This is a genomic window from Nonomuraea sp. NPDC049421, assembly GCF_040677005.1.
In the GTDB taxonomy this organism is placed as follows: Bacteria; Actinomycetota; Actinomycetes; order Streptosporangiales; family Streptosporangiaceae; genus Nonomuraea; species Nonomuraea salmonea.
This window is the reverse complement of sequence record NZ_JBFAQA010000050.1, coordinates 38,089-53,228: the sequence shown is the minus strand read 5'-3', so window position 1 is coordinate 53,228 and position 15,140 is coordinate 38,089. Positions and strand designations below refer to the sequence as shown.

The window sequence follows — 15,140 nt, the reverse complement described above, 5'->3', positions numbered from 1 at the left end:
GACCAACATCACCGCCGCCACCGACCACTACCGCAGCCACCCCGCCGACGGTCTCCAGCTCCTCGGTCTCACCACATGAGAACGCTTCAGCCCTGGGTTCACCGCCTCGATCATTCAAGCCACGGTCGCCGAGTTCATCCAGCGCGGCGACCTCGACCGGCACCTGCGGTGCACCCGCCGGGGCTACCGCCGGCGACGCACACCGCTGATCGCGGCCCTGTGCCGGCAGCTGCCCGCCTACCATGCGACCGGCATGTGAGGGTCGTCGGAAACATGGCCGTCACGCAAGGGGTGCACGTACGCGCGGTCCTGGTCGATTCGTGCGCGTAGCTGGTCAGCTCCGCTCACGGACTCCGTGACCGGGGATGAGGACATCCACGTTGTCCGCCGCGCCCTCCAGCAGTCGCGGCTCGACGAGGTAGTCCTCGATCGGGTCATTGGTGCTGGTGAAGTTGTCGATCATCGGGATGAGGGCCCGAGCCAGGGGTGTGTCCCTGGGCAGCCGCGACGCCCGCGCGGGGCCCGTTCGGCCACGCTGAGCGCCACCACGCCCGCGTCATCTCCGCGGCCGACGCGTTCCACTTCGTCACGACCGAGCGCTGCGCTTTCCAGCCCGCATCACGGCTGGGGGGTGCATGGCCCCGGATGCGGCGGAACTCAGGCAGCGGATAGGCGGTGTCGGCGGGATCGGTGTCCCAGATCCGGGTGGTGCCGAGCTCCGGCTCGTAACGGAGCCGGCCCGGGTCACCGGAAGGCCGAGCGCGAAGGGGACGTCGATGCCGTGGGTCGCCCCGGCCGGTCCCTCGCCAGGCGAAGTCGTACAGCCAGGTACGGCCACCCGCGCGGACGTGGGCGTCGGCCGTCCAGGTGGTGGACATGCGTACCAGGACGTCGGACAGGAGCCTGGCCGCGGCGTCGTCCGCGTACGCGACGCGATAGGCGTGAGCGGACCCAGCGTCGAGCCCGCAGCCGGTCGCTGAGCCGTGACTGGATCATCGGACCGTGCTGGACGTGCACGAGCACCCCCAGACGCCGGGGTTCCAGCCCGACCTGGGCCACGACCTGCTCGTACGCGTCCTGCGCGTCGACGATCTCGCCGCTGCGGACCATGGCCAGGTCTGCGATCGTGATCGCCCTCAGGGCGGTCGCGAGGCTCGGCGTCGTCGCTGGTGCCGGTCAGGCGGCGGGCCGGAAGCCAGGGATGTCCTCGACGCGGTAGTAGATCGGCAGGCCGCGCTCGGTGGCGATCCGCACGTCCTCATCCGCGCCGGTCGACACCCCGGGCAGGCGCAGGACCGCGTCGCAGTGCCGCAACAAGCGTTCCGCGGTGGGGTACATGATCTGCTCGGCGACCGGGTCGGCCGGCCCGGTGCCGCCCGCGCCGCGCAGGACGGGCAGGGCCACCCATTCGCCGATCATCGGGACATGGCCGCTGCGGAAGATCGGCCATGCGGCCTCCTCCAGTCGGGCCAGATTGTTCGCCATCAGTGCGGGGTCGTCACCCGTGCCAGAACGGTAGGGACCCGCGATCAGAATCATCACGTTGCGGAACTATAATAGGCAAAAACAGGAAACAACAAGGAGAATCGTGCATGCTGGCCGCCCAACGCCGTGAGCTGCTCCTGGAACGCCTCCGGCTGAACGGCCGGATCATCGCCAAGGACCTCGCCGCCGAACTCGGCATCTCCGAGGACAGCATCCGCCGCGACCTGCGCGATCTGGCGGCGGCGGGGCTGTGCCAGCGGGTGTACGGCGGCGCGCTGCCCGCCTCGCCCGCGATCGCCGACTACGCCACCCGCCAGGGCGTCGAGGTGCCCGGCAAACAACGCGTGGCCGCCGCCGCGGCGGCGCTGATCAGGCCGGGCAGCACCGCGATCCTGGACGGCGGCACCACCGCGCTCGCGGTCGTCCGCGCCCTGCCACTCGACCTGCGCGCCACCGTCATCACGCACAGCCCCACCGTGGCCAGCGCGCTGGCCGAGCATCACGACGTGGAGGTGTACCTGATCGGCGGCCGGCTGTTCAAGCACTCCATGGTCGCCTGTGGCGCCGCCGCGGCGGAGGCCGCACGCGGGCTGAACGCCGACCTCTTCCTGCTCGGTGTGACCGGCGTGCATCCCGAGATGGGGTTGACCACCGACGACGCCGACGAGGCCGCCATGAAGCGCGCCCTGGCCAGGCAGGCGGCGGACACGTACGTGCTGGGCAGCGCGGAGAAGATCGGCGCCGCCTCCCGGTTCGCCGTTCTGCCGCTGACGGAGGTCGCGGGAATCGTCACCGACGTCGACCCCGCCCACGCCACGCTACGGGCGCTCAGCGTGCCCATCCTCCACGCCACCTGAGCGATGAACGCGGCGAGTCAGGAAGTGCGTAATTTTTCACGATTGTGCGTGATGCTCTATAGTCTGGCTCGTGCCCGTCCCCGTACCCGACCTACCTGCCAGGATGGAGCTCAACCTGGCGGGACACGCCTGTCATCTGCACCGAAGCTTGGCAGGCGCGACCGTCGTGGAGGCCGACGACCTCCTGATCGCTGACAGCGGCCTGAACGACGACACCTTCAACATCGTCGCCGCGGCTCGCTTCACCCCCGCCACCGCACCGGCACGCATCGCCGACAGCGTCCGGAAACTGGCCTCCACTGGCCGCCGCTTCTCCTGGTGGGTGGGGCCCGCCTCGTCACCGCCGGACCTGAGCGCGCGGCTGTCGGCAGCCGGCCTGCCGGCGACCGAGCGGGAAACCGCCATGTGGGCCGAACTCGACGACACCCTGCCGCCGCCCGCCGCGGAAGGACTGGACATCCGTACGGTGACCGAGCACGGGCAACTCGCCGACTACGCCGCGATCCTGGCGGCGAACTGGTCCCCGCCCGCCGACACGGTCCGCCGCTTCTTCTCACGGGCCGCTCCGCAGGCGCTGGCCGCCGACAGCCCGGCCAGCTACCTGGTCGGTTACGCGGCGGGTCGGCCGGTCTGCTCCGCCGAGGTCTTCCACCACGCGGGCGTCGCCGGCATCTACAACATCACCACCCTGTCCGCCCACCGCCGGCGCGGCTACGGAACCGCCATCACCCTCGCCGCACTCCACGCCGCCCGCGACCGAGGCCATCGCATCGCGGTCCTGCAGGCATCCGCGGCCGGCGAGCCCGTCTACCGCCGCCTAGGCTTCCGCTCCTGCGGCCATTTCGCCGAGCACGCCATCAACGCCACCTGAGCGTGGCGGCACCACGAACGCGCGATGCACGCCGGGGCATTCCAGCCGATCGACGGCCTACTGGACTCTGGCGGGAACGGTGCCTGATGCGCAGCCGCGGCTGCGGAATCGGCGCCAGTCGCTCCAGCGTGCAGCGGAACACCCGCCCATCAGGGCGGAAAGGAGCGGTCGGCAGCAGCGGGGGTGAATCATCACGGCGGTCGCGGTGGTCGTCACGCACGACCTGGCGACCCGCCTCGGCGAACCGGGTACAGAACCCTCTTCGCGCCAGATCATCGATGGTGCCCCGCCGACGATCAACAATACGGTGGCATCGGCCGGGACGCCGGACGCCTCGCAGCACGGGTCTATCCCGTCGATGACGACCGTTTGCCTGGTCATGGTGCGTTCCTTCAGTCGTGGCGGGGCGCGGTTCGGAAGAGCCCAGGTCCGTTGTCGGATGATTAGCTGATGTCGTCGGCGTTGTCGGTGGAGGCTGTTGAGAGCTGATCAGTTGGTCTGTGGGGCGTGTCGCCGTTCTGCCGGGCGTGTAGCAGTTCGAAGACGCGTTCTTCGTACCGGATGCGGGCCGGGGAGAAGTCGTACGGCATCTTGCCGATGGCCTCCGACGCGCTCATCGTCGTCTCGCTCTCGTCCTTATCCGCAGTCTCGTCGTACTGCTCGAAGAGGTCGTCGTGCGTTTCCTCCAGTCCGGCGTCCTCGATGGCGGCGAGCAACGCGGTCTCGTGGGCGCACCGCTGGATGGCGAGGGCGTCCACGCGGGGGTCGTCGGGGGAGACACTGTCGTCCAGGGCCGCCTCGGCCTCCGCCAGGCGGTCGTCCTCGGCCCGGAGGTCGGGCCGGGCGGCCAGGACGATGAACCGGTCGGCCTGGACTGCAGCGCCGAGCGGGCCGAAAATGCGCTCGGTGACCAGGAGGGCATCGAGGTCAGCAGGGCGCAGGGCTCCGGGCGGCACGTGGCGCAGTCGGCCGGTGACCAACGGGGAGAGCAGGCCAAGGGGGTTGCCGGACTCGCGCAGGTGGCGGACGGCGGTCCGCTGGTGTTCGATGGCGGCTGCCTTGGCGGTGAGGGATTCCTCCAGCTGGGCGAGCGACTGCTCGATGTCGATGGTGCCCTCGAAGGCGGTGCGGATGTCGTCCAAGGGGATACCGGCGTCCGCCATTTTGCGGATCCACAGCAGGCGGATCATGTCGTCGTAGCCGTAGCGGCGGCGGTTGTCGGCGCCCCGCTCCGGTTCGGCAAGCAGCCCGATGGCGTGGTAGTGGCGGATGGCTCGGGGGGTGGTCCCGGTGAATGCGGCAGCGTCGCCGATCTTGACCCAGCGGGGCATCGCAGGCAGGTGCATGAAGGAAACCTCTCAACGTCGTGCTCACCGTCCACTGGACCACATGCCGTTACGGCATATGCAAACCCCGCCGGCGTGGAGTTCGCGATCGGGGGTCCCGGCGGAGGGCAACATCACGTCCCTGGTCGATGGGACGGAAACTGCTACCTACCAATACCCGGCGCCCGGATCTTCGGCGATACGGCCTAACGTGGTCACCTCCATCACGCGGCCATCCAGAACTGAAACGTATTCGTATGACAACGCTGACCAACTCATCAGCCGCACCGTCAATGGCAAGCGGACAACATTTACCTGGAGCCCGACGAGGCAGTTGGAAAAGGTCACTGTTGACGGCTCTGACACCTCCATGGCCTATGACGCCGACGGTGACCGGCTGATGCGGCGTGAACAAGGCCACCGACTTCTTCTTCAATGGAATCTGGGCGCGCCGCGATCTTGATGAGCTCATGGGTAGCGATAGGGGCAAGGTTGGTGGTAAGGCCAGCATGTTCAGTAGATTCCGCATAACTCCTGGAAAGGGGTTCAGGGTAGACGTGCCGAGCGCGGCCGGCGGAAGAAGCTACATCACCTACGTGATCCGCAACAGTAAGGACCAGATCGTTTACGTAGGCAAGGCCAGCGGCAAGGGAACGCTCCCAGCAAATGCTCAACGCACGCTTCGAAAAGCAGAAGTCAGGGCATGGCCATTACCACCCAGAGTTAGGCGACAAGGCGTCGGAGATTATCGACGTATATGCCTCCAGGGATGCCATGTCCGGCGCGAGCAATTCTACATCGAAGCTTATCGAGAATAGGGCGCGCGTCTGAAGAACAAGATCGAGGGTATGAGCTGGGACCGCCCGGATCGCCGCAAGAGGTCACTCACGAAGCTGGACGCGTTCTTCCTTGAGACGATGTTCAGAGGGCAGATATGGTAGAGCCGTGGAAGTATTTATCAGCTGGCTGGGCGATGCGAATGCTAGCAGGGCCGATATCGAAGACCTGATCGAGGATATCCTCGGCGAGCAGGGTGAGGTGACGGGGGGAGGCGAAGGTGACACCGGCGGAAATACCGACCTAGAGATATTCGAGGATGCCGACACCGACCGACTGATGTCTGAAATCGTCCAAGCGATCTCGGACCACCTCCCGATGAACGCCTCTTATGTCCTTGCCGACGACGAGGAGAGGCATTTGCTGCGGGACCAGTTGCCAGGTGCACCGCAGGTGCCCATGCACCTACAGGCGGCCAGCGAGGGTATATGCGGCGGTCTCAACCGGGCACTGGAGGCCGCCGCCCGAGCCCGAGGAGAGGCCATGCCCTTCAAATGCTTGTATGGCATGGTGGTAGGCACGACAGTGGTCTCCCAGTTGGCGGGGCGCCTCCCCGTTCAGACAGTGCGAGAACGACTCGAATCCTGGGTGAACGGCGAGGCCGGTGCCATGATCAAGCAACCACTTGATCTTGTCGGCGCCACCGCTTGGGAGGCTCACTACAACGGATCGCCTCTTCTGCGCGTGCCTATTCCGTGAGTATGGGGCCGACGGCGCCTGACTGGGGTCGCTCTGGTGGATGAGACCGGGCCCACATCCTTGGGACGCGGGCCCGGAGCTCGTCGGGCGGGAGGTGTCCGATGGCTGAGTGCAGGCGGGTGGTGCTGTACCGGGCGACCCATTCGGCGACGGTCAGTTCGACGTCGGCCAGGCTGCGCCATGGACGGCAGGGTGAATCGCCCTGAGCTTCCCCCGTTCTCCGGACACTTGACCTGAGGTCATCCTTGAGGTCTAGGTCGGCCAGGTGCATCCGGGCAAGGTCGTCACCGTCATCCTTGAGGAGCCCCAACTGCGGGTGCTGTTCGCAGGCGGGCTGCTGTCGGTCACCGCGCACCGCCTTCAAGGAGGGGTCTGTCCAGTAACCGGGCTCTGGCCCACTTTCGGTGGCGACGGAACGTGGCTAGCCGAGCAGGATGGGGTGGCGAAGGTGAGCGAGCCCGGAGCGGCCGTACATCTGCCGTTTGAGGAGCTTGGTCTTGGTATTGACGCCTTCGGTACCGCCGTTGTGGAATGGCGGGCTTAGCCTCGATTCTTCAGCGGGATGGGTTGTGGGAGGGGCTCCGCGGTTTGCCCGTAATGTCCCCGACGCGGTTGGGGTGGGCCGTCGCATGACACTGCGGGGGCGCCGGGTTTCACGGGCCCGGGTGAGACTCCTTTCTGGGTCGTTGCGGTCGGGTCCGCTTCTCAGGCGAGAATCGTCAGCACTTCCTGGGTGTTGGCGCACCAGCAGGCCAGCGGGTGAAAGCCGTAGGTCATCTTGAACGTGACCGCCGCGCCGTTCTTATCGGAGGCGGAGGTGATGACGGTGGCATCGATCTCGATGACGATCCAGCCGCGGAGTCGCTTGCCGGCCACCGTCAACCAGGGGAAGCCGCCCGGGCGTAGATGCAGGAGTTGCCAGACGCGGCGGCGTACCCTCGTCCGCATCTTGGCGATGCGGACGAGCATCTGCTCGTCCAGACCGGCCAGCATGCGGTGGGTGGTGGAGTCCGACGGCGCCGCACCGAACAACGCCGTCTGGTGGGCCTGCAGCCGCTCTGCCTCCAGCACGCTGCGTGCGCCGCACACGATCGCGGCGGCCAGACTGACCAGCACATGCGCCCGGTCGCGCCGGGGCGCGATCTGCCCGTCCGGCCACAGTCCGCCGAGCATCTGAGTCAGCCCTACCCGATCGGCGAGCTTGTGCAGCAGGACCGCGCCGGCGTGACCGACAGGTTGAGCTGGTCGGCTGAAGTCTTCGGCTGGAGGTTGATTGTCCCGCTGTGGTCAGCGTGGGTACCCGGCTGTCGCGCCGGGTTGGGCGGAGTTCCACGGGCCCGTGGGTCTCCTTTCTTGATCGTGGGATGGGTTGGTGCTGGTCAGGTCGGCGCTGGCAGAGCGTGCAGGCGTGCCAGGGCGGTGATGATCTGGTGGGCCCAGGGCCATCGCGCGGTGATGCGGAGATGCAGGCGGCAGCCGCCGTGCACCAGTCGGCCAGCGACCGCGAACAGGCGCAGCCGCAGGCGTTTGGGCTCGTAGCGGCGGGCATCGGTGCCGTTCAGGGCGAGCATCTGCATCCACGCTGTGAGTTCGCAGGCCAGAGCGACGATCTCGAGCCAGATCTGGTTTTGGGTGAAGTCGTGCAGGGGCAGGTTGCGCAGGCCGGTGTCCTTGGCGGTGCGGATGCGGTCTTCGGCTCGGGCGCGGCGGCGGTGGCGTAGTTCCAGGTCGGCGAGCTGGCCGCCGGGGGTGCCGGTGACGAAGCAGGTGAAGCGGTGCCCGTCCAGATCGGTGAAGCGCAGCTGGGCGCCGGGGTGCGGGCGTTCCTTGCGGGCGATGACGCGCATGCCCTTGGGCCAGCCGGTCAGGTCCAGCAGGCCGGTGAGTTCGGCGACCCAGGCACTGGGCCGGGGTTGGCGGTGGGCGTGCACTCAACTCTCCTGCTACTTTCTGATTGTTTTACGTCACCGAGAGTGACATGATGTGGCGTCGTGATCGGGAGGGAGATGCGATGCCGCGTTGGGCGTTGATTGCGACTGGGATGTTGGCCGCGCTGTTGGTAGCCGGTCCCGTGCGGGCATCGGAACGGTCGTGGAACGACGGGTACGGGCGGCTCGGGGATGTCGAGATCAGCACCAACCGTAAAGATGTTGCACTGTGTGATCGCCTCGATGATGACAACAAAGTGGCCGTGGAGTATCAGACGACCATCGGTCGGACGATCCTCCTGCAGGCCGGGCCGAAGCGTGGATGTGTGTTGGATTCGGTGTTCTTCGGCTCCATCAAGCGGGCCAAGTTCTGCTACGGCCCGGATGTCGATCCCGAAGGTGGTTCGTTGCGCTGGTGCAACTCGGCTCGCAGCTTCTGAGAGCAAGGCTCTGATCTTCGGTGAACGATTGGAGAAAGCGGCGTGTTGACCGGAGTCGCTTCTCGTGAGTTGCCGCAGTGGTCTCGTCAGCGCAGCCCTGGGCTTGCTGCGCTGGCTGTGCTGCTGGTGCTCGGCGGTGCCCTGGCTTCGATGATGCTGGTAATGCAGGCCGACGAGCGTATGTCCGTCATCCGTGTCACCGGGCGGGTCGGCGCTGGTCAGCCCTTCGGCAGCGGCTCGTTGCAGGAGGCACGGATCGCTGACGACGGGGCCACGTATTGGCCCTGGTCGCAGCGTGATCAAGTGGCAGCGGCCGTGGCGACGGTTACGGTGCTGCCGGGCACTCTGCTCACTCGCGCGATGGTCATGGGTGGTGATGGCAAGGCGGTCGCGAGAAAGACGGTCAGGGTGGGGCTGGCGTTCAAGCCGGGCCAGGCTCCCTATGACTTGCGGCGAGGGGAACGGGTTCAGCTCATCCACGTGCCTGGCCGTAGGAGCGGCTCTGGGGGAGCGGTGGTCGTCGCTGAGGAGGCGATGGTCGACGGCGTGAGCTACACGTCCGGATCGGCCGGCCAGGCCACGGTTATTGTCGACAGCATGGTGGCGCCCGTGGTAGCGGCTCACGCTGTCAGCGGTGAAATCGCCATCGCCGTCATACACGCCACCCCCTGACGACAGGCGTCCGGAGGTGCTGGCGGCTGCCGCACGGTACTGGGCGGACCGGCTCGTTCGCGTACACAGGTTGAATCCGTAGAGTCAGTCATGGGTTTGCTGGGATGTCGAGGGTGAGCCCGGTCTGGGCCAGGCAGCCGGTGAGCAGGTGCGGTCAGTACTGGATCTTTCTCAGCTTGCGCTTGACGAGCCGGACCAGGCCGGGGAGGTCGGTGACGGCGAAGTTGGCCAGGGCCCGGCGGAGTAGGGACCAGACGCCATCGACGGGGTTCAGCTCGGGCGCGTAGGCGGGTAACTGCGGCAGATTACGCCGGCCATGTTGACCCGGCCTGAGCCCATGCCGCGTACCGTCACCAGCGGACCGGCGCCGAGGTGCGCCCCTTCGGCGGCCTCAACGGCACGGGGTGTGGCGTACGGCGGGAGTTGAGGGGCTGGAATCGAAAGGGCCGGGCGAGCCGCGCTGCCGGCTGAGCGAGGGGCGGGTGCAGCGGCTGGAGGCGGCGTGGGACGCCGGTCCTGCCGTCTGGGGTGGCACTGGCGAAGATTGCCACCGACGAACTCGGCATCACAGCGGGCATCAAATACTTCACCAGTGGCGATCTGAGCGCCTGCGGAAAAACGGCACTGAACATCCTCGGCTCACTCGCCGGTGGTCTCGCGGGCAAGTTGGCCGCGAAATACGCCTTGCCCTGGAAGTGGAAGAAGGCCTATGAACTCGGAAAGGGCCGTCTGGAAACACGCCGGCGACGCCATCAGCGCCTTCAAGAATTGGCTCGCCGCCAAGGACAAACTCAAGATCGCAGGGCGAGCGCGAGAAAACGCCCGTAAGGCTCTCGCAGCGGTATGCGGACGGAACAGTTTCGCCCCGGGGACCGCGGTCGTCATGGCGGACGGAACCGAAAAACAGATCGAACAGGTTGAAGTCGGGGACAAGGTTCTGGCCGCTGACCCGGCCACTGGAAAGGTCGAAGCCAAGCCGGTCGTGGATACGATCAGGGGTGAGGGCGCCAAGAACCTCGTCCAGGTGACCGTCGACGTCGACGGTGAAAACGGAAACGCGGAAGGCGTCATCGTTGCCACCGACGAGCATCCCTTCTGGGTCGAGACCCTCCAAGACTGGGTCGCGGCGACAAGGCTCGAGCCCGGCTCGCTGTTGCGAACGGCCAACGGCGCGAGTGTCAAGGTAGTCGGCCTGGCGAAGTGGACGACAAGTCGTCAGCGTGTGTACAACCTGACGATTGTCGACAACCACACCTACCATGTGGCTGCGAGCGGCGTTGGCGTTCTCGTCCACAACATCGACATCGATCCGGGGTGTTACGGATTCAGCGAGGACGACGCGAAGTCCCTGGGTAACTGGTACAACACCACGTTCTCCGACAAGGACGGAGCGCTCTACGGCTCGGTCCGGTACCACTTGGACAAGCACGGGAAGGGCCGGACCCTGGCAGATTACACGCGGGAAGCCAAGTCCCTGTGGGCGCGTACTCCCAAGAAAGAACGTGAAAAAGTACAACTCGACAACGGCGAGGGAGGATGGAGGATAAAGGTAGGGAAGGCCTTCGGTATCTACACCAAGAGTGGAAAGATTGTTACTTATGCCGATTGACCAGGAACGGATCAACCGGGCTCGGCCAGAGTTCGAATCCTTCGTCAAACGCCCGTTCCCGGAGCTGCCCCAAGGCGCGGAGTTCAGCGATCTCGTGACAGAGCTGCTGATTCTCGATCCCCGCGTCGGGGCGCTGGCAACCGCTGCTGTCAATCGCCGGATAGAGGTCGCCGATCTGCGGAAGCTGGACGAGACGATAGATCGACTGGCTCAGATCAAAGCCGAACTGGTGCGCACTCCGGCACGTGCTTCGGAGGATGTTCCTGCTGTCGCAGGACTGGTCGACTATATTGACGGCCTCCTCGAAGTCGGGCGGCTGCTGGGACGGGCGATAGTTCCATAAGGATCGGAAACCCGAGTGAAGGCGTTCAAGTTCGTGAGGCTGAGGACGTGTTCACTCGGGTTTTCACTTCCCTTCGTAATCGTTCTTTGGGCGAGGTCTATTCGCCGACCTCGCCGCGGCTGAGTCTGTGAGCTTCGCAGACGCCCAGCTCGAGCAGTACAACGCGGACATTCCCGGCCTCCTGCCCAGCCTGGTGGCCGGGACGATGGGCGACTGGACGCTGGTCGTCGAACCGAACGGGTGCGAGGGCGCACGACCCGAAGTGCTGAAGGCGTTGTCGGCCCGGGGGCGGGCGGTGAACGTGCTGCTCGACGGGGGCCGGTACGACCGGCTCACCTATGCCGCCGCCGGGCGGTTGCCGGCTGTCCGGCTGACGTCCTCCCCGTCCGGCTCCGGCCGCCTTCCGGGTGACGCCGACGCGGTCATCGACGCGGTCGGCACCGATGACGTCATCGGGCTCCAAGCCGCCACGCTCCTGGCGGCGGAGCACATCACCGTGCCCGCCTCACGGAGGAGTGGCTGCTGGGTGGCGGTCTCACGCGCCTGCTCGTCGAGAATCCGCTCCCCGACGACATCGTTCCCGATCAGTTACGCGACCACCGCATACTGAACCGGTTCGGCAGCACCTTCACAGCCGCACGGCGCGGTGTCCAGTCCGGGCCGGGTTCTCGTGCACCTCGTCGCGCAGTAGGGCGACCTGGCGGCGGACCTCCCGCCGACGGATGGCGTCGTCGTCGCCGCGCCGGAACTCCAGCGCCTCGGACACTGCGGGGTGCGACAGCTGCGAACCCTGGACCACCGCCTCGGTCATCAGATAGCGGATGGGAGCCGCCTTGCCAGGCGACAGATCATCAAGGATGGCCCGTACTTCGGGTCGGTTCAGACGACCTCACCGAATCCGCGGACGCGGTCGCGGGCCACGCCTACATGGGACATCTCACCGACGATCAGAAAGCCGTCGTCGTCATCATGAAGCGATGCCTGCAGCGCATCGGCCGCACCGCGCCCTGAACGCGCATCAGAGCTGATGACAAGCGGCAGGGCCGGTCATCGACGCGATGTGCCTCTGATCACTCGTCCCGTCGCCCAGGGTGTAGCCGGGCGGCGGTCGAGGCGGCGACGGACCTCGTCGGTGCCGAAGCGGTAGTCGATGCGCTGGGTGGCCTCGGCTCAGTCCTCCATCGAGCGGACCGCTGACAGGGCCTCCACGACGAACGGGTCGCTCTATCGTCTGGACGCGCTCCCACAGCGTGCCGGTGTCCTCGGTGAGGAGGCTGCCGACGGTGCCCTCGTAGGTGGGCGGTGGTCCGCGGCCAGGGCGTTGCCCAGGGGAGCGACGACGTCCCCAATGGCGGTGGACGGTTGCCGTTCCGGGTTGTACGCACGTATTTGGCACGATCGACGGTTGCGTCGCCCGCGGCGCGGAGGCGGTCGTAGTGGGTTGTCGCTGCATGGATGACGCGGAACTGGGGGCTGACCTGGGGAAACGTCTTCAAGATCATCTCCCGCATGTCCCCTGATCATGGTCGTACGGCTGCGTACGGGCGCTACCCGCTGCCTATCGAGGGTGGCAAAACCAAAGACCTGCGGCTGTGAAACCGCAGGTCAGGGGGCATATGGCGATCTCGGTGAGTGCCCCCGGCAGGATTCGAACCTGCGGCACCCGCTTTAGGAGAGCGGTGCTCTATCCCCTGAGCTACGGAGGCGGACTCTCGTAAGCCTAGCGAAAGACTGGCACTGCGTGCGACGTCAGGGGGCGATCAGTTCGGTGGCGTTGGTTATGGGTGCTGTGAGCTGCGGTAAAGGCATGACAAGTGATCAGAATCGGGGTGTTCGGGGGTGGATAGCTTCTGCCTGTGACTCGTAGGCGTGGTGCTCAGGTCCGTAGAACGCAGGCTCGGCGGCGGCCTGTGGTGTTGTTCGGTGCGTTGCTGGCGCCGGCGATTCTTGCGGGTGGGTTGTTGGCGGGGGAGGTGCAGGGGCTGGAGGTGGAGGTGCCGTGGGTTGCGCCGCCTGCCCGGAAGGTCAGTGCTGCTGTGGTGTGGGAGCCGCGGCTGGTGCCGGCTCCTGAGGTGCCGGAGCGGAGGTATGAGGGCCTTGTGCGGGTTCGGGTGCGGGAGGAGGTCGCTGCGCCGGTTGTGCCAGAGACTCGGGTGCCGGAGCGGCCTGTTGAGGAGGCTCGGGAGGAGGCGGCTGTGGAACAGGAGGTGGAGTTGGCTCCGGGTGGGTGTGCGGGGGAGTGGGTGGATACGTGGTTGGGGGATTTGTGTCGGGATTGGGAGAGTGAGCAGCGGGCTCGGGAGTCCGGTGATGGCCGGGAAGAGGAGGCGGCCGGTGGGGAGAGTTGGGTGCCGGGGGTGTGAACCTCCCCGGGTGGGGTGGCGTACTTCCTCATGAGGCCACGCGCTTCCTCATGAGGCCACGCGGTGGCCGTGCGTTCTCGGGAGGTTTGTGGGTGGAGGGCTGTACAAAGGGGGCTATTTGTCTCATAACAGCTCTTCGGAGTTCGGTCCGGGCACTCGGGGGGCTGTAGTAACGTGCGTGCCTGACCCGGGTAACGAGTTTGCAAACGGAGGAGTCGAACGTGCCAGCCCCTCGATCAGCGGGTCTGATCGCGGTCGTCATGGCGGTGGCTTCTCTCCTCACGCCCGGTGGGCAGACGCCTGCGCAGGCCCAAGCGCAGGTGAAGCAAGAGCGGCTGAAGCCCGATCCGTCCAATCTGACGGAGTTGCGGAAGGAAGCCGAGCGGTCCGCCAAGGAGCTGGAGGACGCCACCAAGGCCCTGGAGAAGCGGCGAGCCGACATCGCGGCCTCCGAGAAGACGCTCAAGAGCAAGCTGACCGCCCTGCAGAGCCTCGAGAACCGGCTTTCGGTGATGCGGCAGCCCGTGTCGCAGATGGCCGAGCTGCTCTACCAGCAGCCGCTGCTGGCGGGAGGGATCATTCCGTTCGTGTCGGGCAGCGCGGATGAGAAGACGCTGCGGGCGCTCATGGACGCGAACCAGATCGTCTCGGTACGCCAGCGGGCCGTCGAGCAGACCAGCGCGCTCTACCAGGAGGCCGAGCGGCTGGCCGCCGAGGCGCAGGAGCTGCGGGCCGGCAACCTGCTGGCCGAGGCGCAGCTGGCCGCCGAGGTGGACACGTTGCGGCAGCGGTCGGACAAGATCGTGAAGTCGCTCACCGCGGCGCTGGTGAAGCTGGGCATCAAGATCGACAAGGTGGGGCGGGCGGCCCTGGGGTGCAACCCGCTCAAGGCGGCCAACGCCGACCACTATCCGAACGGGCTCATCCCCCAGAGCATGCTCTGCCCGCTCCAGCAGAAGGGGCACAGTCTCCGGGCGGACGCCACCATCGCGTTCGTCAGCCTCAACGAGGCCTACCGGCGGCGGTTCGGCAAGCCGATGTGCGTGACGGACGCGTACCGGAGCCTCGCCGAGCAGCAGTCGGTCTATTACCGGCGGCCCGGGTTCGCGGCGGTGCCGGGGCGGAGCAACCACGGGCTCGGGCTGGCCGTGGACCTCTGTGGAGGGGTGGAGAGGTCGGGGTCGGCGGAGTTCGTGTGGATGGAGAAGAACTCCAAGCGGTATGGGTGGTTCCATCCTTCCTGGGCCTACAGCAGCCCGTTCGAGCCGTGGCACTGGGAGTACGACCCCAAGATCGACACCCTGCTCTGACGTCAGATCACGGGCACGTCGGCGCTGCAGAAGGCGCAGCGGGAGGCGGCCTTGGGGATCTCCGACAGGCACTCGGGGCAGTCGCGCGTCGTGGCCTCGATCTTGGCGGCGTTGCGCTCCCTGACGTGGGTGTACGGCTTCACGATCAGGAAGTAGACCACCGCGGCGACCATCAGGAACGACACGACCGCGTTGATGAAGTTGCCGTACATGAAGTTGGACTGGCCGACCGTGACCTTGAGCGAGGAGAAGTCGGGCAGCCCGCCGAACGCCGAGATCAGCGGCGTGAGCAGGTCGGCCACGAACGACTGCACGATCGCGTTGAACGCCGCCCCGATGATGACCGCCACCGCCAGGTCGATGACGTTGCCCTGCATGAGGAACTTCCGGAAACCTGTCAT

At 66.6% G+C, this 15,140-nt stretch carries 18 protein-coding genes, 1 tRNA gene and 2 pseudogenes; 12 read left to right on the top strand and 9 right to left on the bottom strand.

The features are described from left to right. Nucleotides 1-334: 334 nt before the first annotated feature. Nucleotides 335-463, bottom strand: a complete 129-nt coding sequence (locus AB0K18_RS48230) for a hypothetical protein (protein ID WP_364929241.1) — start codon at nucleotides 461-463, stop codon at nucleotides 335-337. A 713-nt stretch (nucleotides 464-1,176) separates the two neighbouring features. Continuing rightward, nucleotides 1,177-1,542 (bottom strand): hypothetical protein, encoded by a 366-nt coding sequence (locus AB0K18_RS48225; RefSeq protein WP_364929238.1) that lies wholly within the window; start codon nucleotides 1,540-1,542, stop codon nucleotides 1,177-1,179. Between the two features lie 50 nt (nucleotides 1,543-1,592). Between AB0K18_RS48225 and AB0K18_RS48220 the strand changes: the two genes are divergently transcribed. Further along, on the top strand, nucleotides 1,593-2,342 hold the full coding sequence (locus AB0K18_RS48220; RefSeq protein ID WP_364929236.1) for a DeoR/GlpR family DNA-binding transcription regulator: 750 nt from the start codon (nucleotides 1,593-1,595) through the stop codon (nucleotides 2,340-2,342). Between the two features lie 70 nt (nucleotides 2,343-2,412). Next, nucleotides 2,413-3,213 carry a GNAT family N-acetyltransferase gene (locus AB0K18_RS48215; RefSeq protein WP_364929233.1) on the top strand — a complete coding sequence of 267 codons (801 nt, stop codon included), beginning with the start codon at nucleotides 2,413-2,415 and terminating at the stop codon, nucleotides 3,211-3,213. Nucleotides 3,214-3,656: 443 nt separating this feature from the next. On the opposite strand, the gene AB0K18_RS48210 is transcribed toward AB0K18_RS48215, so the two are convergent. Continuing rightward, the gene (locus AB0K18_RS48210) at nucleotides 3,657-4,559 is read right to left on the bottom strand and encodes a MerR family transcriptional regulator (protein ID WP_364929230.1); all 903 of its coding nucleotides are present in this window, start codon (nucleotides 4,557-4,559) and stop codon (nucleotides 3,657-3,659) included. A 190-nt stretch (nucleotides 4,560-4,749) separates the two neighbouring features. Between AB0K18_RS48210 and AB0K18_RS48205 the strand changes: the two genes are divergently transcribed. Both AB0K18_RS48205 and AB0K18_RS48200 read left to right on the top strand, forming a co-directional pair. Then, nucleotides 4,750-5,001 carry a hypothetical protein gene (locus AB0K18_RS48205; protein ID WP_364929228.1) on the top strand — a complete coding sequence of 84 codons (252 nt, stop codon included), beginning with the start codon at nucleotides 4,750-4,752 and terminating at the stop codon, nucleotides 4,999-5,001. Nucleotides 5,002-5,483: 482 nt separating this feature from the next. Then, nucleotides 5,484-6,074: a hypothetical protein gene (locus AB0K18_RS48200; RefSeq protein ID WP_364929225.1), complete on the top strand. Its 591-nt coding sequence runs from the start codon at nucleotides 5,484-5,486 to the stop codon at nucleotides 6,072-6,074. Here AB0K18_RS48200 and AB0K18_RS48195 read toward each other — a convergent pair. Further along, complete coding sequence (locus AB0K18_RS48195) at nucleotides 6,064-6,345, bottom strand: integrase core domain-containing protein (protein ID WP_364385853.1); 282 nt, start codon at nucleotides 6,343-6,345, stop codon at nucleotides 6,064-6,066. The two genes, AB0K18_RS48200 and AB0K18_RS48195, sit on opposite strands and share 11 nt — an antisense overlap. On the opposite strand from AB0K18_RS48195, the gene AB0K18_RS48190 reads away from it, so the two are divergent. Then, nucleotides 6,340-6,618 (top strand): hypothetical protein, encoded by a 279-nt coding sequence (locus AB0K18_RS48190; protein ID WP_364929254.1) that lies wholly within the window; start codon nucleotides 6,340-6,342, stop codon nucleotides 6,616-6,618. The genes AB0K18_RS48195 and AB0K18_RS48190 overlap by 6 nt on opposite strands. Before the next feature lie 161 nt (nucleotides 6,619-6,779). Here AB0K18_RS48190 and AB0K18_RS48185 read toward each other — a convergent pair. Together AB0K18_RS48185 and AB0K18_RS48180 are read right to left on the bottom strand one after the other, a co-directional pair. Beyond that, a pseudogene (locus AB0K18_RS48185) lies at nucleotides 6,780-7,292 on the bottom strand (IS1380 family transposase); the annotation flags it as partial. A gap of 161 nt (nucleotides 7,293-7,453) precedes the next feature. Next, a pseudogene (locus AB0K18_RS48180) lies at nucleotides 7,454-7,993 on the bottom strand (transposase); the annotation flags it as partial. A gap of 92 nt (nucleotides 7,994-8,085) precedes the next feature. On the opposite strand from AB0K18_RS48180, the gene AB0K18_RS48175 reads away from it, so the two are divergent. The 6 genes from AB0K18_RS48175 (at nucleotide 8,086) to AB0K18_RS48150 (ending at nucleotide 11,676) form a co-directional block, all read left to right on the top strand. Further along, nucleotides 8,086-8,442: a hypothetical protein gene (locus AB0K18_RS48175; RefSeq protein WP_364929222.1), complete on the top strand. Its 357-nt coding sequence runs from the start codon at nucleotides 8,086-8,088 to the stop codon at nucleotides 8,440-8,442. A 117-nt stretch (nucleotides 8,443-8,559) separates the two neighbouring features. Then, nucleotides 8,560-9,114, top strand: coding sequence for a hypothetical protein (locus tag AB0K18_RS48170; RefSeq protein WP_364929219.1), 555 nt, complete (start codon nucleotides 8,560-8,562; stop codon nucleotides 9,112-9,114). Between the two features lie 528 nt (nucleotides 9,115-9,642). Next, a complete protein-coding gene (locus AB0K18_RS48165; protein WP_364929251.1) occupies nucleotides 9,643-9,942 on the top strand; it encodes a hypothetical protein in 300 nt (99 codons plus the stop codon). Further along, nucleotides 9,824-10,723, top strand: coding sequence for a polymorphic toxin-type HINT domain-containing protein (locus AB0K18_RS48160; RefSeq protein WP_364929216.1), 900 nt, complete (start codon nucleotides 9,824-9,826; stop codon nucleotides 10,721-10,723). The genes AB0K18_RS48165 and AB0K18_RS48160 overlap by 119 nt, the downstream gene beginning before the upstream one ends. Next, nucleotides 10,713-11,066 (top strand): hypothetical protein, encoded by a 354-nt coding sequence (locus tag AB0K18_RS48155; protein WP_364929213.1) that lies wholly within the window; start codon nucleotides 10,713-10,715, stop codon nucleotides 11,064-11,066. Before AB0K18_RS48160 ends, AB0K18_RS48155 begins: the two co-directional genes overlap by 11 nt. A 127-nt stretch (nucleotides 11,067-11,193) precedes the next feature. Then, nucleotides 11,194-11,676, top strand: a complete 483-nt coding sequence (locus tag AB0K18_RS48150; protein ID WP_364929211.1) for a DUF6461 domain-containing protein — start codon at nucleotides 11,194-11,196, stop codon at nucleotides 11,674-11,676. Nucleotides 11,677-11,694: 18 nt separating this feature from the next. On the opposite strand, the gene AB0K18_RS48145 is transcribed toward AB0K18_RS48150, so the two are convergent. Beyond that, nucleotides 11,695-11,877 carry a hypothetical protein gene (locus AB0K18_RS48145; RefSeq protein ID WP_364929209.1) on the bottom strand — a complete coding sequence of 61 codons (183 nt, stop codon included), beginning with the start codon at nucleotides 11,875-11,877 and terminating at the stop codon, nucleotides 11,695-11,697. An 822-nt stretch (nucleotides 11,878-12,699) separates the two neighbouring features. After that, nucleotides 12,700-12,772 (bottom strand) — tRNA-Arg (locus AB0K18_RS48140). A 1,022-nt stretch (nucleotides 12,773-13,794) separates the two neighbouring features. On the opposite strand from AB0K18_RS48140, the gene AB0K18_RS48135 reads away from it, so the two are divergent. Continuing rightward, nucleotides 13,795-14,739 carry a D-alanyl-D-alanine carboxypeptidase family protein gene (locus tag AB0K18_RS48135; protein WP_364929206.1) on the top strand — a complete coding sequence of 315 codons (945 nt, stop codon included), beginning with the start codon at nucleotides 13,795-13,797 and terminating at the stop codon, nucleotides 14,737-14,739. Nucleotides 14,740-14,741: 2 nt separating this feature from the next. Here the strand turns inward: AB0K18_RS48135 and mscL are convergent, their stop codons facing one another. Then, nucleotides 14,742-15,140 (bottom strand): large conductance mechanosensitive channel protein MscL, encoded by a 399-nt coding sequence (gene mscL / locus AB0K18_RS48130; RefSeq protein ID WP_345390512.1) that lies wholly within the window; start codon nucleotides 15,138-15,140, stop codon nucleotides 14,742-14,744.